At 45.5% G+C, this 24,022-nt stretch carries 18 protein-coding genes; 11 read left to right on the top strand and 7 right to left on the bottom strand.

Annotation, left to right across the window (positions count from 1 at the left end):
• The 7 genes from HG547_RS14095 (at position 1) to rhlP (ending at position 12,769) form a co-directional block, all read left to right on the top strand.
• Positions 1-1,365 carry a DUF1329 domain-containing protein gene (locus HG547_RS14095; RefSeq protein ID WP_037419306.1) on the top strand — a complete coding sequence of 455 codons (1,365 nt, stop codon included), beginning with the start codon at positions 1-3 and terminating at the stop codon, positions 1,363-1,365.
• Between the two features lie 54 nt (positions 1,366-1,419).
• The gene (locus HG547_RS14090) at positions 1,420-2,430 is read left to right on the top strand and encodes a YCF48-related protein (RefSeq protein WP_069455110.1); all 1,011 of its coding nucleotides are present in this window, start codon (positions 1,420-1,422) and stop codon (positions 2,428-2,430) included.
• A gap of 31 nt (positions 2,431-2,461) precedes the next feature.
• On the top strand, positions 2,462-4,780 hold the full coding sequence (locus HG547_RS14085; protein WP_169548179.1) for an MMPL family transporter: 2,319 nt from the start codon (positions 2,462-2,464) through the stop codon (positions 4,778-4,780).
• A gap of 265 nt (positions 4,781-5,045) precedes the next feature.
• On the top strand, positions 5,046-9,890 hold the full coding sequence (locus tag HG547_RS14080; protein ID WP_037419313.1) for an NAD-glutamate dehydrogenase: 4,845 nt from the start codon (positions 5,046-5,048) through the stop codon (positions 9,888-9,890).
• Positions 9,891-9,952: 62 nt separating this feature from the next.
• Positions 9,953-10,972, top strand: a complete 1,020-nt coding sequence (pyrD, locus tag HG547_RS14075; protein WP_169548178.1) for a quinone-dependent dihydroorotate dehydrogenase — start codon at positions 9,953-9,955, stop codon at positions 10,970-10,972.
• A 200-nt stretch (positions 10,973-11,172) separates the two neighbouring features.
• Positions 11,173-11,706 carry a cell division protein ZapC gene (locus tag HG547_RS14070; RefSeq protein ID WP_037419319.1) on the top strand — a complete coding sequence of 178 codons (534 nt, stop codon included), beginning with the start codon at positions 11,173-11,175 and terminating at the stop codon, positions 11,704-11,706.
• Between the two features lie 214 nt (positions 11,707-11,920).
• On the top strand, positions 11,921-12,769 hold the full coding sequence (gene rhlP, locus HG547_RS14065; RefSeq protein WP_169548177.1) for a rhombotarget lipoprotein: 849 nt from the start codon (positions 11,921-11,923) through the stop codon (positions 12,767-12,769).
• 628 nt (positions 12,770-13,397) lie between these two features.
• On the opposite strand, the gene HG547_RS14060 is transcribed toward rhlP, so the two are convergent.
• The 3 genes from HG547_RS14060 to HG547_RS14050 all read right to left on the bottom strand — a co-directional run bounded on the left by HG547_RS14060 (position 13,398) and on the right by HG547_RS14050 (position 16,605).
• Positions 13,398-14,330, bottom strand: coding sequence for a GGDEF domain-containing protein (locus tag HG547_RS14060; protein WP_169548176.1), 933 nt, complete (start codon positions 14,328-14,330; stop codon positions 13,398-13,400).
• A 199-nt stretch (positions 14,331-14,529) separates the two neighbouring features.
• Positions 14,530-16,320: a DUF3413 domain-containing protein gene (locus HG547_RS14055; protein WP_169548175.1), complete on the bottom strand. Its 1,791-nt coding sequence runs from the start codon at positions 16,318-16,320 to the stop codon at positions 14,530-14,532.
• A 66-nt stretch (positions 16,321-16,386) separates the two neighbouring features.
• Positions 16,387-16,605 (bottom strand): YejL family protein, encoded by a 219-nt coding sequence (locus HG547_RS14050; RefSeq protein WP_109285825.1) that lies wholly within the window; start codon positions 16,603-16,605, stop codon positions 16,387-16,389.
• Positions 16,606-16,682: 77 nt separating this feature from the next.
• Here HG547_RS14050 and yejK point away from each other — a divergent pair, with 77 nt between their 5' ends.
• Positions 16,683-17,711, top strand: coding sequence for a nucleoid-associated protein YejK (yejK, locus tag HG547_RS14045; protein WP_169548173.1), 1,029 nt, complete (start codon positions 16,683-16,685; stop codon positions 17,709-17,711).
• Positions 17,712-17,836: 125 nt separating this feature from the next.
• Here yejK and ccpA read toward each other — a convergent pair whose 3' ends face one another.
• The gene (ccpA, locus tag HG547_RS14040) at positions 17,837-18,838 is read right to left on the bottom strand and encodes a diheme cytochrome c5 peroxidase CcpA (protein WP_037418098.1); all 1,002 of its coding nucleotides are present in this window, start codon (positions 18,836-18,838) and stop codon (positions 17,837-17,839) included.
• A gap of 505 nt (positions 18,839-19,343) precedes the next feature.
• Here ccpA and HG547_RS14035 point away from each other — a divergent pair.
• Both HG547_RS14035 and HG547_RS14030 read left to right on the top strand, forming a co-directional pair.
• Positions 19,344-20,219, top strand: a complete 876-nt coding sequence (locus tag HG547_RS14035; RefSeq protein WP_037426454.1) for a 6-carboxytetrahydropterin synthase — start codon at positions 19,344-19,346, stop codon at positions 20,217-20,219.
• A gap of 65 nt (positions 20,220-20,284) precedes the next feature.
• A complete protein-coding gene (locus tag HG547_RS14030) occupies positions 20,285-21,205 on the top strand; it encodes a M23 family metallopeptidase (protein WP_169548172.1) in 921 nt (306 codons plus the stop codon).
• A 70-nt stretch (positions 21,206-21,275) separates the two neighbouring features.
• Here the strand turns inward: HG547_RS14030 and HG547_RS14025 are convergent, their stop codons facing one another.
• From HG547_RS14025 to HG547_RS14015, 3 genes are all read right to left on the bottom strand, one after another.
• Positions 21,276-21,536, bottom strand: a complete 261-nt coding sequence (locus HG547_RS14025) for a DUF5062 family protein (protein WP_011626406.1) — start codon at positions 21,534-21,536, stop codon at positions 21,276-21,278.
• 232 nt (positions 21,537-21,768) lie between these two features.
• A complete protein-coding gene (locus HG547_RS14020) occupies positions 21,769-22,383 on the bottom strand; it encodes a VOC family protein (protein WP_169548171.1) in 615 nt (204 codons plus the stop codon).
• A 66-nt stretch (positions 22,384-22,449) separates the two neighbouring features.
• Positions 22,450-22,965: a L,D-transpeptidase family protein gene (locus HG547_RS14015; protein ID WP_080612373.1), complete on the bottom strand. Its 516-nt coding sequence runs from the start codon at positions 22,963-22,965 to the stop codon at positions 22,450-22,452.
• A gap of 157 nt (positions 22,966-23,122) precedes the next feature.
• On the opposite strand from HG547_RS14015, the gene HG547_RS14010 reads away from it, so the two are divergent.
• Complete coding sequence (locus HG547_RS14010) at positions 23,123-23,992, top strand: ion transporter (protein ID WP_037418109.1); 870 nt, start codon at positions 23,123-23,125, stop codon at positions 23,990-23,992.
• Positions 23,993-24,022: the final 30 nt, after the last annotated feature.

The raw sequence follows: 24,022 nt of genomic DNA, 5'->3' as shown, positions 1-24,022 counted from the left end.
ATGAAGAAACTGTCGATATTGGCAAGTGCGGTCATTATGGCACTTGTAGCACCAGCAGCGATGGCTAAAGTATCCGAAGTCGAGGCCGCAAAACTGGGTAACGAATTAACCCCATTAGGTGCTGAAAAGGCTGGAAATGCTGATGGTTCTATCCCCGCATGGGATGGTGGTATTACTAAGCCAGTAGCGGGTTACACTAAGGGGATGCATCATCCTGATCCTTTCCCTGAAGATAAGATTGAATTTACCATTACCAATGCAAACAAAGCGCAATATAAAGATTTTTTGACCCCAGGTCAGATGAAATTATTTGAGCTTTACCCTGATACTTACAAGATGAATGTGTACAAGACTCGTCGTAGTGCTTCCGTACCGCAATTTGTCTACGATGCGACCAAAGCCAATGCGACCCGTGCCGAATTGGTGGCGCAAGGTAATGGTATTTCGGGTGCATCGATTGGTATTCCATTCCCTATTCCGGCTAACGGTTTAGAAGCGATTTGGAACCATATTCTACGCTTCCGTGGTGTGGATGTTGAAACCTCACGTAGCCAAGCGGCACCGACAGCTGATGGTAGTTTCACCTTAGTGGAAACTGCCGAGGAAATCCGTTTCGAGTATTCTCGTCCTGAGATTACTTTAGATCAGTTAAAAGCGAGCAACACCTTGTTTTATTTTAAACAAGTAGTGACTCAACCTGCACGTTTAGCGGGTACTGCGCTGCTAGTTAAAGAAACCATGGATCAAGAAGCTTTACCGCGCCAAGCATGGACCTATAACACAGGTCAGCGCCGCGTGCGTAAGGCACCCAACGTTGCGTTTGATACTCCGGGTACCGTATCCGATGGTCTGCGCACCACTGACGATTTCGACATGTTCAACGGCTCACCCGTGCGCTACAACTGGGAGCTTGTGGGCAAGAAAGAAATCTATATTCCTTACAACGACTACAAATTGCATTCAGATAAGCTGAAATATGATCAGATTTTAAAACCCGGTCATATCAATCCTGAGTTCGTCCGTTGGGAAAAACACCGCGTGTGGGAAGTTAAGGCGACACTGAAAGACGGTATGCGCCATATCTATAAAACCCGCGTGATGTATCTTGATGAAGACTCTTGGCAGGTATCGATTGCCGATCTGTATGACAACCGTAATGAACTTTATCGTGTGGCGGTTGCTCATGGTTTGAACTATTACGAAGTACCTACCCAGTGGGATACCTTAGAAGTGTTCCATGATTTGCAGTCCCGTCGTTACTTAGCTATGGGCTTAGACAACCAGAGCGGTATGTATAATTTCGATGCCAAACTGAGTGAAGCGAACTTCACCCCAGATGCGCTGCGTCGCGAAGGTATTCGTTAATCAGCCACGGTAAAAGGGGCGCTAAGCGCCCCTCATTAGTTTAAGGAAGTTTGTATGTCGTTTCGCATCCTTCAATGTGTCGCTGCGATAAGTGTTGGTTGTTTATTTTCTTCCCCGTTGTTTTCTGCTGTGCCAGAGCGTTTTCCACAAATCCAGCCGTTGGCCGCATCTTCTTTAGTGCTCGATATTGCACACGCTGGGCAGCATTTGGTTGCCGTGGGTGAGCGTGGTCATGTGTTAGTGTTAAATGACAAATGGCAACAAGTTCCGACGCCAACTTCGGTCCAGTTAACAAAGGTTTTCTTTTTAACTGAAAAACTCGGTTGGGCTGTCGGTCACGATGCCACCATTTTGCACACTCAAGATGGCGGCCAAACTTGGTCGTTACAAATGCAGTCGACTGAAATTGAAAAGCCTTTCCTTGATGTGTTGTTTTTAAATGAACAAGAGGGCATAGCGATTGGTGCTTACGGGCTTTTTTATCGCACCCGTGATGGTGGCGCAAATTGGGCTGAGGAATTCCATGAAGAGTTACTGGCAGAAGAAGATGTGTCCTATTTAGCTGAGTTAAAAAATAGCGACCAAGACGCTTATCTGACCGAACGCGCTTCATTATTGCCACATTTTAATCGGATGATTGAGCTTAATGATGGCCGCTTATTATTAGTCGGAGAGCTTGGTTTAGTGGCGGTGTCGGCTGATAAAGGCCAAACCTTTACCCGCACAGGGTTTGATTACGATGGCTCTATGTTCAATGCTATCCAATTGCAGGATTCAGTCTACGTAATGGGGCTTAGGGGGCATGTGTTTAAGGCGGATTTGAGTCTTGGCCAATGGGATGAGATTGAGATGCCGGTTAAATCATCCATCAACGGCGCCATGGTTAGCTCGGACACTAGCCTTTATCTAGTCGGAAATGCTGGCGTGGTTATCCAGTTAAATAAGGATGACAGTTCGAGTATTGTCACTCGTCGCCAAGGGGAAAACTTAGTTTCAATTGCCAAAGATAACCAAGGGAATGTGTGGTTATCGGGTAGCCAAGGGCTACTCACTCTGAAGCCATAAATTATAAAACAACAATAACAGGGCCGATAAGATGTTAGAAAAACTGGTCAACGGATTTGAGTCATTTTTATTCCGCAACCGCGCTTGGGTGGTGAGCATTTTTATTCTGCTGACGTTTTTTTTGGGCTACCAGGCAAGCCAATTAAAAATGGATGCGGCATTCATTAAAAATATTCCGCTCAATCATAGCTATATGCAAACCTACCTCAAACACCAAAAAGATTTTGGTGGCGCCAATAGCATTATGGTGGCGGTGGAAGACACCAGCGGCAATATTTTTAACCCTAACTTTTTTGATACCCTTAAAAACGTTCACGATCAGCTATTTTTTATTCCCGGTGTTGACCGCTCGCAGGTGAAGTCCTTGTTTTCACCTTCGACTCGTTTTACTGAGGTTGTCGAAGATGGTTTTGCTGGCGGCCCTGTGATCCCCGCCGATTTTACGACCACTGAAGCGGGTTTGAATACGGTGCGCGATAACATCGAAAAAGCAGGCATTGTAGGACGTTTGATTGCCAATGATTACAGTGCGGCTATGGTGTCGGCCCAGTTGATGGACTTTGATCCACAAACGGGTAAATCCTTAGATACCATCGCCTTTGCCGCTCAGTTGGAGAAGGAGCTTCGCGGTAAGTATGAAACCGATAAGGTGAAAATCCATATCATTGGTTTTGCCAAGATGGCGGGGGACGTGGCCGATGGCGCCAAAGGCGTATTGCTGTTTTTTGTGATAGCCATTTTAGTTACGGCTGTAATGGTCTATCTGTTTTCTAAATCGATTATTCTGACAATATTCCCTCTCGTCTGTAGCTTAACTGCGGTGATCTGGCAGCTCGGTTTATTAACGGTAATTGGTTTCGGTCTCGATCCGATGTCGATTCTGGTGCCATTTCTGGTGTTTGCGATTGGTGTTAGTCACGGTGTACAGATTATTAACGCGGTAAGACGTCGGGTAATGGATGGACAAACGACCAAGGCGGCCTCGGCTTCGGCGTTTCGTAGCTTACTCGTCCCCGGTGGCGTAGCATTACTGTCTGATACAGTGGGTTTTATTACGTTACTCTCTATTGATATTGGTATTATTAGAGAGCTAGCGATTTCGGCATCCTTAGGTGTCGGTGTGATTATTTTCACTAACCTTATCCTGTTACCGCTGGTGATTTCCTTTACTGAGCTCAAAGTTGCGCCACAAGGTGGTGCGCCATCATCGGATGAAGTGCGTGCCGAGGCGATTTGGCGCTACCTAGCAAAATTTGCTACGCCTAAATATGCGATGGTAGTGATAGTGGCAACGATAGCCTTGTATTTTTTGGGGCTGCAGCAGGCAAACCAGATGAAAATTGGTGATCTACAAGGCGGCGCGCCTGCTCTGCACCAAGATTCACGTTATAACCTAGATACTTTCTTTATTACCGACCACTTCTCTATCACCACGGATGTAATGACTGTGATAGTTGAAGCTACTCCAGAAGCCTGTACCTATCACGATGTATTGACCCAGATTGATGAGTTTGAGTGGTTGGTACGTAATACTCCTGGCGTTGAGTCAACCGTTAGCTTGGCATCCGTGGCGAAAAAGGTAAACGCAGGTTTTAACGAAGGCAATCCAAGATGGGAAGTGTTGCCGCGTACAACGGCGAGTTTAGTGCAGGCGATTGGTCAAATTCCTACGACGTCAGGCTTGTTAAATGGTGATTGCTCGGTGATGCCAGTGTATTTATTTATGCAGGATCATAAAGCAGAAACCATTGAGACTGTGGTTGCCAAGGTGAAAGCGGTCGCGGCCAAAATGAATAATGATAAGCTGCAATTTAAGCTAGCCTCTGGCCCAGTGGGAGTGATGGCCGCAACCAATGAAGCCGTTGCTGAAGCCCAATTACCTATGATGATCTATGTGTATGGCGCAGTATTTGTACTTTGCCTTATCAGCTTTAAGTCATTTAAGGCAACAGTAGCGGTGATTATTCCACTTTATGTGGTCTCAACACTGGCGCAAGCGTTGATGACTCAGCTCAATATTGGCTTAGCTGTTAGTACCTTACCCGTTATCGCCCTTGGTGTAGGCATCGGGGTCGACTATGGTATCTATATCCTGTCGACCATGTCGTCCAAGTTGTCGAATGGGATGCCAGTTCAACAAGCCTACTATGAAGCCTTAGTCGAGCGGGGCAGTGCAGTGATATTCACCGGCTTAACCTTGGCGATTGGGGTAAGCACTTGGTTTTTCTCGGCGCTAAAGTTCCAAATGGATATGGGGATCCTGCTTACTTTCATGTTTGTGGTAAATATGTTGGGGGCAATAATTATCTTGCCAGCGTTGTCGGCAGTGTTTTGGCGACAAGCTAAGTAGTATCAATGAATGGGGAGTTTAACTCCCCATTTTCTTTTGCATAGATAGTCTGTTTTTACGATTGTTTGGTCATTTTGTGTGCTTTAATCGCGTGGCGACTGGATTTCAAGAGGATGTACCACTAAAATTTTCCTCGAAATACAGAGGATTTAGTAATAAACTTCGCGCGACGATCTAGATCACACTCGCTTTTCTCAGATTGTTAAGCCGAAGCATCCAAATAATGAAAAAAAGCGCTGCCATAGACGCTTAAGGAAACAGCAACATGGCCTTGAAAGATGCAATGCCTTCAGTACTACTTGAAAATGTAGTCAGTTTAATTCACGCTAAAGTCCCTAATTCACAAGCCAAGCAAGTTGAACAGTTCGCGACCTGCCTTTATGCCCACATGTCGAAAGACGACCTCAATGCGCGTAATGACAGCGATCTGTACGGTGCCGTTCTCAGTTTATGGAATGCACTGAATAAAACCCCGAAAGGGGAAACTCACCTCAGAGTATTCAACCCAAGTCAGTCTAAACACGGCTGGCAATCGACCCATTCGATCATTGAAGTCATCCAACCTGATATGCCATTCTTGGTTGATTCTGTTGGTATGGCATTGAATCGCATGGGTATTACGGCCCATATGATGTTACACACTCCGCTGGCGATTGAGCGTTCGGCGCAAGAAGTCACTAAAGTAACCTACTTGAAGCAAAGCCCTGACAGCACTGAGCAGGTGGCGGTTTTCCTGATTGAAATCGATCGTCAAAACAGTAGCGCGGATATCAAAGCCCTTGAGCGTGAAATCCAATCAGTGCTTGGCGATGTCGCCGCATCAGTTAATGACTGGGAAGCCATGTCAGCTAAGCTGAGTGAAACGATTAAAGACCTGCCTAAGCGTCCATTCCCCGGTGAGAAGCAAGAGTTAGAAGAAGCGATTAACTTCCTAACTTATCTTAATAATCATCATTTTACCTTACTGGGCTACCGTCAATACGATTTAAAACGTGTTGAAGGGGATGTTGAGTTGGTGCCGAATATGGCCTCGAGTTTAGGCTTAATGAACAAGCACCATAAGGCTCAACCAGAGCAAGGTTTGTTACTATCAAGCTTCTCTGATAGTGCGCGTAAAGAAGCCTTAGATCACAGTTTGTTGATCCTGACGAAGAGCAGCGCCAAGAGCCGTGTGCACCGTCCAGCCTATGTTGACTATATCGGTATCAAACGCTTCGACAAAAAAGGCAATGTGGTTGGTGAAGACAGATTCATCGGTTTATACGCTTCAAACGTGTATAACCGCAGCCCACGTGAGATCCCGCTGCTGAACGAAAAAGTTCAACGTGTATTAGATCGCTCAGGTTTAACGCCACGTTCTCACGATTACAAAGCCCTACTGAACATTCTCGAAAACTTACCGCGCGATGAGCTAATTCAAGCCAATGTGGAAGATTTAGCCCACACAGCGCACGGTGTGCTCGAGATGCAAGACAGGGATAAACTGAAGCTCTTTGTTCGTAAAGATGGTTTCGGGCGTTTCTTATCCTGTTTAGTGTATGTTTCTAAAGATCGTTACAATACTAAACTTCGCCAAGATACCCAGCGTATTCTGGCCCAGCATTTCAACAGTAAAGAAGATGTAGAGTTTACGACATATTTCTCCGAGTCGACCCTGGCCCGTACTCACTACATTGTCAAAGTTGATAACAATAATATGGATGTAGATGTGGCTGCCATAGAGAACAATTTAATTGAAGCGGCACGTTCTTGGGAAGATAAGTTAAATACTGCGCTAAATAACGCCTTAGGTGAAGAAGCCGGTACTCATCTGATGAAGCGTTACGCTAACGCCTTCGAACAAAGCTATAAAGAAGATGTATTGCCAAGCTCGGCCGTTGTGGATATGCAACAGCTTGAAGCGCTAGATGACGAACACAAGTTAGGCATGTTGTTCTATCAACCGCAGGAAGCTGCGCTGAACGACAACAAAGTGCGTTTAAAACTGTTTCATAAAGATGAACCAATCCATCTTTCTGACGTACTGCCAATGCTGGAAAACTTTGGTCTGCGCGTGATCAACGAGCGCCCTTATGAAGTGACGACCTCAGACGGTTCAACCTTCTGGATCTTAGACTTCTTAATGACGGTCAAAGTCGCCAATACTGACAACATCGCCGATAGCCAAGACAGATTCCAAACGGCACTGTCTCAAGTGTGGCAAAAGAAATTAGAAGATGACGGTTTTAACCGTATCATTCTGGCGTCAGGTTTAACGGGCCGTGAAGTATCTGTACTGCGTGCTTACGCTAAATACATGCGTCAAATCGATGCGACATTCAGCCAAGCCTATATTGAAGAAACCTTCGGTCGTTATCCACAAATCGCTGATTTGTTGGTAAAAATGTTTATCCGTAAGTTCAATCCAAAACTGAAAACCCGCACATTGGGCAAGTTTATGGAGCAGATCAACCTACGTTTAGACGAAGTATCGAGCTTAGATGATGACCGTATTATCCGTCGTTACCTCGATCTGATTAACGCTACGCTGCGGACAAACTTCTATCAATTAGATGCTAAGGGTGAACCGAAGAGCTATATCTCCTTCAAGTTTATGCCTTCGATGATCCCTGAAATGCCACGCCCACTACCGAAATTCGAAATTTTCGTTTATTCGCCACGGGTTGAAGGTGTGCATTTACGCGGTGGTAAAGTGGCTCGTGGTGGTTTGCGTTGGTCTGACCGTCGTGAAGACTTCCGTACCGAAGTGCTTGGCTTAGTGAAAGCACAGCAAGTGAAAAACACCGTTATTGTCCCTGTTGGGGCAAAAGGTGGTTTCGTTTGTAAGCAGCTGCCAACTGAAGGGGGCCGCGAGGCGTTCTTCACTGAAGGCCAAGAGTGCTACCGCATCTTTATTCGTGCACTGCTCGATATTACTGACAACATCGTTAACGGTGAAATCGTACATCCAGTAGATGTGGTGCGTCATGATGAGGATGATCCATATCTCGTTGTGGCTGCGGATAAAGGCACTGCGACCTTCTCTGATATCGCTAACGCTATTTCCCAAGAATACAATTTCTGGTTAGGTGATGCGTTCGCATCGGGTGGTAGTAATGGTTACGACCATAAGAAAATGGGCATCACGGCTAAAGGTGGCTGGGAATCTGTTAAGCGCCATTTCCGCGAAGTGGGTATCGATTGCCAAACTACCGACTTTACCTGTTTAGGTATCGGCGATATGGCGGGTGACGTATTTGGTAACGGTATGTTGTTGTCTAAGCACACAAAACTTGTGGCTGCATTCAACCATATGCATATCTTTATCGATCCAAATCCGGATGCTGCCGCCAGTTATGAAGAGCGTGCCCGTTTGTTCGCACTGCCACGTTCAAGCTGGGAAGACTACAACAGCAAACTGATCTCTAAAGGCGGCGGCATCTTCCTGCGTTCATCCAAGTCGATTCCATTATCTGCTGAAATGAAGCAAATGCTGGAAACTGAAAAGGCGTCGATGACACCAACCGAGTTGATGAAAGAGCTGCTGAAAATGCCAGTCGATCTGATTTGGAACGGTGGCATCGGTACTTACGTTAAGTCTTCCCGCGAAACCAATGCTGAAGTCGGCGACCGCGCTAACGATGCACTGCGCGTCAATGGTCGTGAACTGCGCGCCAAGATCGTGGGCGAGGGTGGTAACTTAGGTTGTACCCAATTAGGTCGTATTGAGTACGCGGCCAACGGCGGTCGTATCAACACTGACTTCGTGGATAACGTAGGTGGTGTAGATTGTTCTGACAACGAAGTAAACATCAAGATTCTGTTAAACGCGTTAGTGGCTGAGGGTGAATTGACACTCAAGCAACGTAACCGTTTACTGGAAGAGATGACCGAAGAAGTGGGTCAAATTGTTCTACAAGACTGTAAAGACCAAACTCGCACGATTTCGGTGACTCAAGTCCGTGGTGCAGAACAACTAAAAGAGCAAATTCGCTTTATCCAGTATCTGGAGAAAGAAGGCAAGTTAGACCGTGCGTTAGAATTCTTACCTTCGGAAGAAGAACTCGCAGAACGTCTAGCTAATGGCCGTGCATTAACGCGTCCAGAGCTATCAGTGCTGGTGGCTTACGCTAAGATGGTACTGAAAGAGCAGTTACTCACCCCTGAAATCACTGAAGATACATTGTTGAGCCAATTGTTGATTGCATACTTCCCGAAAAAACTTCAGGAACTGTACAGTCATAAAATGGTTACGCACCCATTGCGCGGTGAAATCATTGCTACATCGTTGGCCAACGAGTTGGTCAACGACATGGGGCTGAACTTTGTTCAACGTATGCAAGATGAGACAGGTGCCTCAGTTGCCGATGCGGCGATTTGTTACACTATGGCTCGCGAAGTCTTTGGTTTAGCTGAACTAACTAAATCAATCACTGACTTAAACGGTATTGTACCTGCTGTGGTTCAAGGTGAAATGTTGCACCAGTTACGTCGTAATATGCGTCGTGCATGCCGCTGGTTCCTGCGTCACCGTAACCGTAGTTGGAGCATTGAGCAAACTGTTGCCTTCTTCAAACCGGTATTTGAACAACTCAAAGCGAATGTTCATTCATACTTAGTCGAAGAAGAAGCGGCAGGTATCCAAGCTGAGATCAATGCTCTGATTAAAGAGAATGTGCCTCAGGATGTTGCCTCTACCGTTGCTAATATGAGCACACTGTTCTCTACGCTTGATATTGCGCAAATTGCGCAGACAGAAGAGAAGACAGTTGCGCTTGTTGCCGAGACTTATTTCAAACTCGGTGCCCGTGTTGAGCTGCACTGGTTCCTAGAACAGATCAGTGCGCAACCAGTTACTAACCATTGGCAAGCACTGGCCCGTGCAGCCTTTAGGGAAGAGCTGGATTGGCAGCAACGTGCGTTGACGTCAGTGGTTTTAAGAACGTGCAGTGCAACCTGTAACGCACAGAGCGTGATTTCCCAGTGGATTGATACTAATCAAGCCTTACTGGAAAGATGGTTCCATATGCTAGCTGACTTTAAAACGTCGCAAAGCCATGAGTTTGCTAAGTTCTCTGTCGCCCTACGTGAACTTAACCTTCTGATCCTTCACTGCGAAGGGCAAAAGTAAACTTTTATAACAATCAGAAGCCCTGGCGATCGCCGGGGCTTTTTTTAGGTCGAGGAAAGTACATGTTTTATAAAATCGCACAGAAAGTCATGTTTCAGATGGATCCTGAGCGAGCGCATAATTTAGCCATTGGTAGCCTGAGACTGACAGGTAATAGCCCTCTGAATGCTTTTTATGCTCAGCATATTGCTCCTGCGCCAGTGAGTTTTATGGGGCTGACGTTTCCAAATCCTGTGGGTTTAGCCGCAGGTATGGATAAAGATGGTGAGTCGATCGATGCTTTTCATGCGATGGGATTTGGTCATGTGGAAGTGGGAACTGTTACTCCAAGACCACAACCCGGTAATGATTTACCCCGTTTATTTAGATTAAAACCCGCCAAGGCGATTATCAATCGCATGGGCTTTAATAACAAAGGTGTCGATAATCTGGTCAAAAATTTGATCGCAAAGAAAACCGGTATCATGGTTGGGGTCAATATAGGTAAAAATAAAGACACGCCAGTAGAGCAGGGGAAAGACGATTATTTGATCTGCATGGATAAAGTTTATCCTTATGCCGCCTATATTGCGGTGAATATTTCATCACCCAATACGCCAGGATTACGATCGTTGCAATATGGCGATCTATTAGATGAATTATTAAGCGCATTAAAAACCAAGCAACTTGAGCTAGCTGAGAAGCATAAAAAATATGTACCAATAGCCCTTAAAATTGCTCCCGATTTAACCACAGAAGAAATTGAAAATATTGCTCAAGCATTAATTAAAAATCAGTTTGATGGTGCAATTGCGACCAATACAACCTTAACTCGTGACGGTGTTAGTGGACTTACCAATGCTAATGAAAGCGGTGGTTTAAGCGGTAAACCTTTAACAGAACTGTCAACAAAAGTGATTAAACAATTGGCGACTTCTTTACAGGGAAAACTCCCAATTATTGGTGTGGGCGGGATTAATAGTGCTGAAGATGCCTTAGCAAAATTTGATGCCGGTGCGACAATGGTTCAGATTTACTCTGGTTTTATTTATCAAGGTCCAAAGTTAATTAAAGAGATAGTTGAAGCTTATCGCTTAAAATAATGATCTTTAAATTTCACTAAGGATCTAAAACAAGATCTTTTATCATAACCGCGATCTAAAACGATCATCAGATCGCGGTTATGATCTCTAAATAGATCTTCTAAGTAATTGTTAATTAATTTGTATTTTATTATTTTTATTTTGATATTGCATAAAATATCTACTATGATGTGGCAGTGTTCAAATAGTAGGTAAACGTTATGTTATTATTGCCACAAAAGGATTGGCACTGGAAATATAACGATTCGTATGGTGTATTAGGCGTTTCGTTAGGTTCCGAGATAGAATTTCTGACGGCTTATAAAGCGAAATCATTAATTCCTGATGCCTTATCAAGCATGGAATTTAATATCGCGCACGCCAAATTCTATATGAGCTTACTCGACAAGTTGCCAAAAAACTTATCCCTAACCGATGCCGCAATAGTGCAAATTGCCCTTAATGCGACAGCGGCCCATTTTATGCTGACTCCCCAAATGCCTAAATCTTGGTTTTTTGATACCAGCGATGTATGCGTTTACAGTGATGTAGGTAAAGTCTTTGAGCTTAAATGCCAAAAACAACGTGCATTAGTGTTAGTCGTCGAAAACACCTTACAATCGGCGCTAGTGATGTTGCTATCGCCTGAATGTGTGTTATCCGGTGCTAAAACTATGGTGCAGTTCGAAACTATTAAAGTAATGCATAATCGTTTACACCCACTTCGCGCACAGCGGCATGTGGTTGCAGCTTAATCATTATGATTAGTTTGTGATGTTATTTATGTCGTTATCAAAGCCAAAGCCGCATTTCGATGCGGCTTGGTTGTTTCTAAGCCTCTAAAAAGCCAAACAAAAGCGCGATATGTGAAGTTAACGGCTTGTTTTTACAGCAGTGACTCGCTAAGGTAGCGGCAATATGCACGGGTTGTATGGGCCTGTGTGCAGTAAGGATACGGTAGGGAAACAGATGAAAACAAAATTTATAGCGCTTGTCGGCGCGCTGGCATCGATTAGCATCTTGCTTAGTGGTTGCAGTGCTTTTTTTAACGGTAACACCACCGAAAAAAACGTGGTTTCCAGCAGTCTGGTTGAATATCTCTATCCCGACGATAAACAGCGTGAGGCGCAGCAGCCCAGTATTCCCGTGTTACGTCTTCCCATCACGGTCGGCATCGCCTTTTTACCTTCCTCCCATTGGCAATCTGAAGCCCTCGATAGCAGCTCACAAATCGCCTTGCTGGATAAAGTGAAACAGTCTTTTGTGAAATACGACTTTATTGACCGTATCGAATTAATTCCCAGCACTTACCTTAAAAATGGCAAAGGTTTTAGCACCTTGCAGCAGGTTGCCCGCTTACACGATGTCGATGTGATGGCACTGGTGTCTTACGATCAACTGTTACAAAGCAGCGAGAATAAGGCTTCACTGCTGTATTGGACCATAGTCGGCATGTATATGGTGCCCGGCAATGAAAACGCGATCCAAACCTTTGTCGATACCGCAGTATTTGATATGCGCAGCCAAAAAATGTTGTTTAGGGCGCCCGGCATCAACCAACTGACCGACACGTCAACCGCGGTGAGCGTCACCAACGTGCTACGTGAAAAATCCACCGAAGGCTTTGAACTGGCGGTAAACGATATGATCACTAACTTAGACGCCGAATTAGCCCGCTTTAAAACCCGTGTGAAAGAAGAACATATTGCGACCATAGAACATAAACAAGGTTATAGCGGCGGTGGCAGTTTATCCCTATTAATCCTTTCGCTACTGGGTATATTTGCGCTTCGCCGTTTAACTATCTGCCGAGAATAGTTGAGTTGGGGTTATTTAGTGAGATAGGGAAGGTTAGTTAGGATGATATTTATGCCGTTAAGAGACTGCATTATTGATGCTAATCTTAACTAACCATTACACGGTTAATCCGGTTAAAGGCTTTTGCCCCAAGTAAGATAAGTTTGTCGTCAGGTGTGTAGGATGAATTGTCATTGTTTTCCCTGTGACAGGCCGCCATTTTATTTCACAAGAAGCATCCCTGAGGGCTCGACGGCGGCATCCATGCCGCCAACGGTCACAGTTGCAACAATGCCAATCTTAATGACCATTGAACTGTTCATCTGGCTAAAAGCTTTTGACCCATTATGTGTTTCGGGTCGTTAGCTCAACCGAAAATTCCCACACCTGCTACCATACATATTCTTATCTATTTGCCTATGTTTGGCCTTACCAGAAATCGACTAACAATGTATGGTATATGGGCTATCCAGTACACCTGACGACAAATTTGTCTTGAATTGAGGAATAAACTGTTAAGCCGCGAAACCATTCTATTGGACTATAAAGCAGGCTCAATGGCGATAAAAACTGCCTTACTGGCTAAAAATACTTATCCGATCTCGAGTCTTAAGCTGAATTTAAATGGCTAAACTTTCTTTGAGCTGGTTTATTCCGCATCACAGACTCGATTTCTGCCTGTGCGCTTTGCTCGCATCATAGCCTGATCGGCATTATTGAATAGAGTCTCCAAGAGTGCTTGTGCTTCATCGGGATGATTGATCTGAGGCAAGATCAAGGATGATATGCCGAAGCTTGCGGTGCAATGAATGGTGTGTCCATCAAGGTAAAGTGGCTGTGTATCAAATCCATGGCGAATAGACTCTGCAATTTGCCATGCTTGTTCATGTTGGGTGTTGGGTAAAATCAGCCCAAACTCTTCGCCGCCTAAACGAGCAAGAATATCATTTGTTCTCAGTTTAGTTTGCGTCAGCTGTGCGATATGGATAAGGGCAGCATCGCCTGTAGCATGTCCCCATTGATCATTGACGCGCTTAAAATGGTCAATATCAAACATAATAAACGCCAGCGCTTGGCCTGACTGATGTGCTATAGGGCGCCCAAAATGGAAAAAGGCGCGGCGATTGAAGAGTTTTGTGAGTTCGTCGGTATTTGCAAGGCGCTCTGCGATGAACTTAGCTTCGATTAATGCCTGTTCCATGTGTTTACGTTCAGTGATATCAGTGGCGATTTCTATCCGCACCAGACGGCCATCGGTCCAACGAATCGCTTGGTCTCGACACTGGTACCAACGCTTATTTTGAGTATTTTGAAACTCCCATACATGTACACCAGTGGCGTTGCCCTCGGGCCCAATTAGTTTGTGATTGGTGCAAAAAGCACAGGGACTATTTTGGCCTGCTTGGAGGAGTTGATAGCACTTTTTACCGGCGGGTTTGCCCCAAATGGCCGTTCCATAATCGTTTAAATACAGTAGCTCATAGCTGTGTAAATCAGAAACGTAGACCAGCGCATCTAGGCTGTTAAGGATGGTATGAATGGCGTCAAAGGCTTGATTCTGATCGCTTTTAATAAGAGTCATGGAATGAGATCAGCCAAATAAAAATATCATTTATGAGTCATATAGTTATTTTAGCATTTAATGGACTAACTGTCTGATATTAGTTTGGTAATGGTGTGATTAATGTGATCAAGTTGTTGGCTTTGCAACACGCTACTCGCAATGAAATTGTTAAAACAAAGAGCCCTAAGTGATTTAGGGCTTTGAGGTAAAATACTTTTTAGTGATTGTAAAGGCGCCTGCCTTCGCGCATCACTTGAATAAGCTCAGGTGCGCTCATCTTTTTGTGCAGTCTGTGCTCAAAGTTTTCATCGTAAATGCGGTATTTACCATGGCGGTCGATGACGGTGATTTCCGACTGTTGGTAAATGGCAAAAATGCGACTGTCACCGATGTAAATCCAGGTGTCTTGGCTCGGTTGCAACAGGCTACGGCCTGCACTGTAGTCTGTGGGGTTATTGGTGCAGCCTAAGACATGGGTCATTAAAGTGGGAACGATACCATAGTGGCTAGTGCGATAGTTAACTGTGCTAGCTCCTACATTTGGCCAGTGGATAACCAGTGGGACTCTAACGCTATCTGGTGACAAATTACGTAGTGCTTCGTCACTATTGCTGGTAAACATTTTGCCGTTGACGCCGGTGATCACTACTAAGGTATCGCTAGGTAATTGACTTACAATCGATTGAATTTGCTTATCAATAAAATTCAATGATTGGCGATATTGGTTAAATAATACCTTTTGCGCGGGTTGTAAATTCGCATCGGCTTTGACAGTTTCGATACCGAGGAAGCCTACCGGTGTATCAAAATTCTCGGGTGCTTTAAGGTTTACTAGGGCAAACCAAGGACGTTGTTGCACGCTTTGCCACTGTGTAAAGTGGCCAACACTAAGAACATCCGCCTCGGCACTGCCATTTGTTTCTTTGGCAATGACGGGGGTAAAGTCATTAAACATGGCCTGGGCGGAGCGTAAATTCAGATTGGTTTCTGGGATAAACAAGCCTAGTTCATAACCTGCCTGCTTAAAGCTGCGGGTGATGATTGGACTTGTAGTATTGAAGATGCGTGCATCGCCATAGCTGCCTTGTAAACCATAAAGTAGGGAGAACATGCCCGTCTTAAATTGATTGCCGCCACTGTAGTGGTGAGTAAAATGCTGATTCTGCTCGGTGTATTGATGCAAAAACGGCATGGTTTTGGCGTCCACCATATCGGCACGTAAGCTGTCGATGGTTAGCATTAATACGTTTGGTTTATTATCCGCTTGGCATTGCAGTGGCTGGATAGGATAGCTGAGCACATTAGTGGCATAATTCGCGTCATCATCGATTTGGGATGAACCGTCAATGCCATGGCTTTCCATAAAACTACGAGCCGTTGCGGGGTACGACAGCGGATACGTGTCATCGAAACGGGTGATTTCGGTGATATCAGCGGCATCGGCCCAAATATGGATCAAATGGCTGCTAACAAAGCATACTCCAACAAAGGCTATGACTTTATTGCCAAGATTGAGTTTTTGGATTTTTTCAATCCGTTTCCACAGGAAGTTCGCCGCCGTTAGCTCAATCACCAAAATGGCGATGGGCGTGACGATATAGGACGTACCGTGGAGTAGGGCGCTCAAATCAGCCCAGGCTAAATCAAAGGCGAAGGGACTCAAGTGCATGCCGTAATCGGCATAAACAATCGTGTCATACAATAAAATACACAGGCTTAAGGTCGCAATAACGGCCGCTAAGCCTCTGAGTATCTTGGAGTAAGGTAAGATTAACGTCAGTGGGAATAGGCAGATCAAGTAGGCGATAAAAGCAAGAAAACTGAACTGGCCAATGGTGCTGACGGCGAGATAGCCCCAGCCAAACCAGGTTTCGGGATAACCCACACTACTTAAATAGCGTGTGCCGACGATCATAGCCAATAGGCCATTAAAGAAGGCGAACCAATGTCCCCAGTTGATAAGTCGCGATACGCGATCGCGGCTCATTTGTTTTTTTCGCTCGACCATAGTGATCCGCTTATTCCTAAAAGGCGTTGTATCTTATGCTGTTTTAATCATTGTTACTCGACTAACTTAATTGGATTTCACCGATTGTGCGAGCGCTTTCGCAAATTGTTCTGCTACCGCTTGGCGAGATTCGCTTGGCACTTTGCGCTCGAGCAGGTGAGTGACACAGTTGCCTAGCGCCATCAGGCTTAAGTCAGTAGGAGCTTTGTGCTTTTCGAGTACCGCTAAAATCTCGGCGATTAATGATTCAACTTGTGTGTTTGAGTATTTCGATTGGATTGCCATAATCAAAAAATGTTTCACTTTGGAATGGATTAGCGGCATATAATAGCGGATTTATTCCAGCATCACTATCAGGGCTTATGAGTATTAACATCGAACAAGCAATTATTCACGAGATTTCCCAGGACAGTCAGGGTCAATTACGCTGCCGTTTACGTCCTCAACCTCTGCTGAACGGTCAGGCTGTCGAGATGATGCTCGAAGAGTTGCATCAGACTTATACCAGCAAATCCGGCAAAGGATTCGGTTATTTTGGTATTCACGGTGATGATGGTGAGGCTAATCCGGCGTTTGCCAATGCGCTAAAGGAATACCGTGCAGGGAATTTAGGTTTCGTCGAATTTACCGGCCAAGCCAGTAAGTTGTTGCAGGAAGAGTTGGCAAAATATGATTTTAGCCAAGGCGGATTCCTGTTGATGTCCTGCTACACCAACATGGCGAGTGATTATTTGTTTGTGGCGCTACTCAGTGCAAAATCGTCAATGACGGTACTCGATGATATGGAGCTGTCACAAAATAACCATTTGGATTTAAACAATATCCAGTTGGCTGCGCGAATCGATCTCACCGAATGGCAGGCTGATAAAGATTCTCGCAAGTACATCTCCTTTATCCGTGGGCGTGCAGGCCGTAAAGTGGCGGACTTCTTCCTCGACTTTATGGGCTGTGTCGAAGGGGTAAATACCAAGGCGCAAAACAAAACCTTGATGAACGCGGTGGAAGACTTTGTCGCCAGCAGCGATCTGACCAAAGAAGAACGTCAGCAATGTCGTAATAAAGTGTTTGAATATTGCTCCGAGCGGTTCGATGAAGGCGCCGATATTGAGATCAAAGATTTAGCGGATGAGCTTGCCGATCAAGGTATGGAGTCTTTCTATGACTTTGCCCGTGGTGGCAGTTATGAGCTGGATGAAGAATTCCCCGCCGATAAATCGACCTTAAGACAATTGAAGAAGTTTTCGGGTACCGGTGGCGGTGTCACCATTAGCTTCGATGGTGGCCATTTAGGTCAACGGGTGATTTACGATCCGATTTCCGACACAATTTTGATTAAAGGCGTGCCGGCAAACTTAAAAGATCAGCTAGATAGACGTCTTAAGGGCGAATAAGCCGCTTGGGATAATATCGCTTAAGCTTTAAGCGTCAGCTTTTTAAGCACCAAGTATTAAACAAAAAGGCCGAGGAGTTTATCCTCGGCCTTTGTTTTATGCTAAATGCTTCTTAGATTTAACCCTTATTTTGCTCCTGTCGCAAAAGGTACTGGGCGTGGAGTCTCTTTATTCGATGGGGGGAGGATCGGCAGGGTGATCTGTGGCTGTTCACCTGTGAGTGAATTTAAGAACGCCACCATTTCCTTGGTTTCCTTGTCGGTAAGCTTTTGCCCTAACTGAATATCTGCCATGGTATTTACTGCTTCTTCGAGCGTCCATACGCTGCCATCGTGGAAGTAGGGATAGGTGAGTTCGATATTGCGCAGTGTCGGTACCTTAAACACAAACTTATCCGCATCCTTACCCGTTACGCCTTTACGCCCTTCGGCGGGGTTATTGGTGTGGAATGGTTTGATTAAGCCCATCTTCATAAACATAGTGCCACCGACCGCAGGGCCGTTATGGCAACTGACGCAGCCTTTGTCCTTAAACAGTTGGTAACCCGCTTTGGCTTCGCTGCTTATCGCATCCTGTTTACCTAATAGATATTGATCGAATGGGCTATTTGGCGTGACTAAGGTTTTTTCGAAGGCGGCAATGGCATCGGTTAAGCGGTCAATATCGACTTTTTCATCGCCGTAAACCTTGGCAAAGCGGGCACGGTAAGCGGGCATTGAGGCAATGGTTTCGGTGGCGAGTTCATGGGTAAAGCCCATTTCTTTGGGGTTGGCAATTGGGCCCGCGGCTTGTTCTTTTAAGTCGCTGGCGCGGCCATCCCAGAATTGCGCCAGCATAAAGTCAGCATTTAGCACGGTCGGAGAGTTTATTGGGCCTTCTTGCCAATGGTGACCAATCGATGTGGGCAGGGCATCCACGCCGCCGGTGGAGAGGTTGTGGCAAGAGTTACAGGAAATAAAACCTGATTTAGACAGCCTTGGTTCAAAAAACAGCATTTTACCCAGCTCCACCTTTTCGGGTTCAGTGATTTTTGCTGGGGAAATGACTTCAATCGGTTCGGCGGCAACGGCGTAGCTACTCGCTACTATAGCTGTGAGGGTTATCGCGATAGCGGTAAGTTTTGTCATCTGGTTTTCTCCCTTATTAACCTTGTTAATTGTATGGTTTATGGGGCGATAGTAACGACTAAAATGGCTTAGGGATAACGCCTTGTTTCGATTGGGTCTATCGCTGTTGTGGATTAGATTTTTGTGAGCTAATTCGCTGTTTTTACTCGATTAACTCTGTAGGGTTTGCGGTGTTTCGTTTAGGGTTTTGCTTGTTAATCTGTAGCGTCTATTAGTGTGCGGCTGAAACTATCTGTCGGTCACGATATGGTCGATTAAACGGTTTGCGTTATTTCGTGTTTGTTACTCATTGCGATAGCAAACTATGGTGGGCTCAAGTTCGTTAACACATGTCTTAAGATAAAAAGTATCTAAGAAAGGATTCATTTGTCGCGGGGCGAAGCAGAATTGATTAGAATCCTTATTATTTGGGTAAGCTTGGTGTCTGTCCAAGTGAGCGTGCTCGGCCATCGCTAAGTGGCGCAATCCCTATTAAGGCGGACTGTTTTTCTGCCGAGGAGAGTCAATGCAACTGTTTGTAAAAGATTTAACCGTGATCGATTTTTCTTACCTGTGCCCAAAGCGTGGCATGGTGGGGGAAAGCTGGATTGTTGATGTGGTATTAGAAGGCGGTCTAGACGAGCAAAATATGGTGCTCGATTTTGCCAAGGTCAAACGTGCTATTAAACACACGATTGATGCGGTGGCCGATCATCGTTTATTGGTGCCTACCGCCTGCAGCGGCGTGCGTTGGCAGCAGCAGGGCGATCGGGTGTGGATGGATTTTGAAAGCGCGCTCGGTGAGATCCATTTAGCTTGTCCTTCCCAAGCCTTTGCACTCGTTCCATCGGAACAGATTGATATTCCAAGCGTCAATGCCTTCTTGCAAAAAGCCCTACGGGAAACTCTGCCTGATAATGTTGAAGGAATTAGCCTCACTTTAAGGCATGAGATCCTGAACGCGCCTTACTATCACTACAGCCATGGTTTGCGTAAACACGATGGTAATTGCCAGCGGATTGCCCATGGTCATCGCAGCCCAGTTCAAGTGTTTGAGAATGGAGTGTCCGCGCCGAAATGGGATGAGTATTGGGCCAAGCGTTGGCACGATATCTACCTCGGTAGCGAAGAGGATTTAGTCTCGGTGAAGACGTTAAACCTATCGCCACAAACGCGGATCAGCGATGACAGCCATTATGGTTTCCATTATCAAGCGCCTCAGGGGGATTTCCAACTGGCGATGCCCAAGGAATGTTGTGATTTGATCCCGCACGATACCACGGTCGAATTGCTGGCAGACTATATGGCAACCACTTTAGCCACGAAAGTGCCTTCAAGCCAGTTTACTGTGATTGCCTACGAAGGTGTGGGTAAAGGCGCCATAGTGACCAAAGGGAATTAACCCTGTCGATTTTTTAACGCCCTAATCTTTAGGGCGTTATTGTTTGAATAAGGATTTTTGAAAATATGCTAAACGCTGTACCTAATGCTCTATATAAGTTGTTAAAAACGTTGCCGAACATGCTATCGCGCACTTGTAAGGCGGCGTTATTGCCACTTTTGACCCTGTTTAGCTTATCGACTCAAGCACAAGTGAGTTTTGACGGTAAATTTGAACAGGGTGCGTTAATTCGTGGTAAAGCCCCAGCGGGTACGCAGGTAAGTCTTAATGGCGAGGCCGTTAAAGTGACGCCTGATGGTCATTTTGCCTTTGGTTTTGATAGGGACGCAGAGCTTATTCAACAGCTTACCTTAGTGTATCCCGATGGCTTAACTGAAGTTAAACCGTTAAATATCAAGAAGCGAGAGTACAATATTCAGAATGTAAAAGGGATCAGCAATAAGATTATGAAGCCCGATCCCGTGGCGCAGGAGCGAGCAGCAAAGGATACGGCGCAGGTCAAAGCGGCACGCGGGACTTTTAGTGAACAAACCGCGTTTTTACAATCGTTTATTTGGCCATTAACCGGCAGGATCTCTGGTGTATATGGTAGTCAGCGTATTTATAACGATGTGCCTGGCAACCCACATTTTGGTGTGGATGTCGCTGCGAAAACTGGCACTGTGGTGGTCGCACCCGCTGATGGGGTGATTAGCCTGTCGGTTCCCGATATGTTTTATTCAGGCGGGACTATGGTTATCGACCATGGCTATGGCGTGAGTTCAAGTTTTTTACACTTAAGCAAACTCTATGTGAATGCGGGCGAAACCGTTAAGCAAGGGCAAGCTGTGGCTGAAGTTGGGGCGACAGGACGAGCGAATGGTCCGCATTTAGATTGGCGATTGAATTGGTTCCAAATGCGCCTCGATCCGACAACCATTGTGCCACCGATGGCCACTGTGTTGGCGGCGGAAAAAGCACAGAAAGTGCAAAAAGTCGCGAAGTAACTCCCGCGTCTATTTCTTATTTCCACACAGGGCACCCAATCATTGGCGCCCTGTTTTTGTGTTTGAGCGCTTATTGCAATAAAGGATGATCTGTCGGCAGATGGCGGATGATCCACAGTACCAGTTTGTGCTTCATATTCGGGCCGTCTTCTTTATCTTTTGCTAAGGGTTGGATCAGATTATCGGTCACTAAAAGTCGATAAATACATTCCACTTTATCCTTGGGCGACACACCCTTGTCAAAGTCATCAAAACCGCGTTTTTTGGCGTAGCCGATCCCAATTTCGAGGGCGAGTTTGAGTAGCTGTGCCTCGTGCTTATGTGGCTTCATGTGCTGCATCCTTATGGGTATCACGGCAATGCGCATCGGCGACTTCCGTGGTCGATAACACAAAATCGAGAAAATCTAATGACTAACCAAAGTGTTAATAGTTTGAATCTAGGCTATTTCAACCGTTATTGCTGCTGATTTTTTCGCAAACTGCCTGTTTCATGCAATCCATTATATGTCATTGGAATTGCTGTCACATTCCTAATGTCAACGGTTTGCGCCTCGATTGATCTTATATCTCCGCCTGTTCGCTGGCGATAACCGCTTTAATGCTGTGCGGGTGGATTTTGATACAGATATCGGCTCGTTTAAAGGCGATGGTGGGGTTAGCTAAGCGTTCTTTATCGCCCTTAGGCGAGCTAAATTTCACTTTTATTGGCGCTTCGGTTAAGGATGCCGAATGCCCTTGGAGTAATTGCACAAGTGAGGGGCTCAAATGAGTCAGTTCTTGACCTAGACTGTCGCAGTCCTGTGCAGTGGATGGCAATACCAGCTCGATATGCTCCCAGCCTTCTTGAGGATAAACGGTATCACTAGGATAGGGGAGTTCGACACAGTCGATGCTAAAGTTGCCGAGTCTTAAGGGCTTATCCAGTTCAATGATCAGGATTGTGCGACCATTAATTTGATTATCCGAGATGATCTGCCCGCGGGCACTTAAGGCTTGCTTGAGTTCATCGGCAGCGGCGATACTGTTCACCCTCAGGGCGACATGATCGCAATGCAATGCTTTATCTGCTAAGCCCAATTGGTCTAGAAACGCTAATATCTTCGCCTCAAATTCAGGCCATGTCTGTTCTAATGCTTTGAAGCTCAATACATTAGCTTCTGTGTTTGCTGTTGACATCAAAAATCCTTAAAGCAGGTAACACAAATAAAAACGCCCATTTAACTGGGCGTATTCTGTGATGGCTTAGGGCCAAATCTCGATGGGTGTACCTTCATCAACGGCTTTCCACACTTCGTCCATCTCGGCGTTAGTAATGGCGATACAACCATCGGTCCAGTTGTATTGCTGTGCTTGCTCAGGAGGGAGAGGAGAGCGTGGGTTCTGGCCATGGATCATGATCATGCCACCGGGTCTGATCCCTAGCGCCTTGGCTCTTAGCTTATCTTCTTCATTCGGATAAGAAATATGGATGGACTTATAATAGGCGCTATCGGACTTTTTATAGTCCAGAATATAACGGCCCTGTGGTGTACGTTGGTCGCCTTCAGTCAACTTATGGCCTGTCGGCAAGTCACCCATAGCAATGCGGTATTGTTTCAGGACTTTGCCATCCCTTAATAAGGCCATATTGGATTCAGACTTAGTGATTACCACTAAATCGACTTTGCCAATACTCGATGAGGCGAGCACTTGGGGAGAAATCAGTGCGGCGAGAGTTATTGCCACAGTAATGGATTTGGAAAGTAGTGGTACGCGCATGTCTTCCTCTAAAATGACGCTGTTAACGCTTTTTTTGCGCATCATACCGCAAATTTTTGCCAATGTGAGTAGATAATTTTGAGCGAGTAGCAATTGCATGGCAGACTTTGGAAATTAGGATCAGATAACGCTATTTACCGCAAGGATGTTTTCCCCTATGTCAAACCATTCGCTTGAAAAACTGGACACTGAAAGCCCATTTAAACGTAAGTTACGCATCATTATTTTTGGTACCGATACACCCGCAGGCCGTTATTTTGATCTTGGTCTGATCATTTGTATTGTGCTGAGTGTGGCGTTGGTGTTTCTTGACACAGTGGAAGCGTTTCATCGGGATTATGGACACATTATTCGGGTGTTAGAGTGGGTGTTTACGCTGATTTTTACCGTTGAATACGGTTTGAGGCTTTATTGCGCGACCCATCCTGTACTGTATGCCCGCAGTTTTTATGGGTTAGTGGATTTATTATCGGTACTGCCTAGTTATCTCGCGCTCTTTATTCCTGGAGCTAATTTCACCTTAGTGATTCGTGTGCTGCGACTTTTTCGGATTTTTAGGGTGCTTAAATTACTGCGCTACTTAAGCGAGGGTAATTTGCTGCTTAAGGCGATGATGCAATCTAGCCGTAAAGTGTTCCTATTTTTCTTTTCGGTGAGTTTAATCATCATGGTATTAAGTGCCGTGATGTATGTCGTTGAGGGGCCTGAGAATGGCTTTAGCTCTATTCCTAAGTCAGTATATTGGACTATTGTGACCATCACGACGGTAGGATACGGAGATATCACGCCGAAAACCGAACTAGGCCAAGCGATTGCCGCATTTACCATGTTGCTGGGTTACTCCATTATTGCGATCCCTACGGGTATTTTAACCGCTGAAATTTCCCAAGAAGCGGGACGGCATAGGGATCTGCGTACTTGTAATCAATGCCATAAAATGGGTCATGATTTAGATGCAACCTACTGTAATCGCTGTGGTTGTGAGCTTGATAAGCTCGAGATACCCCAAGGGAAGGGGGATAAATAGCATAAGGCGTTTATCAGCTCATCCCTTAGA

The organism is Shewanella sp. DNRA4, from assembly GCF_012843185.1.
Classification (GTDB): domain Bacteria; phylum Pseudomonadota; class Gammaproteobacteria; order Enterobacterales; family Shewanellaceae; genus Shewanella; species Shewanella xiamenensis.
Note: the sequence above shows the minus strand (reverse complement) of the source record. Positions and strands in the feature narration are given on the sequence as shown.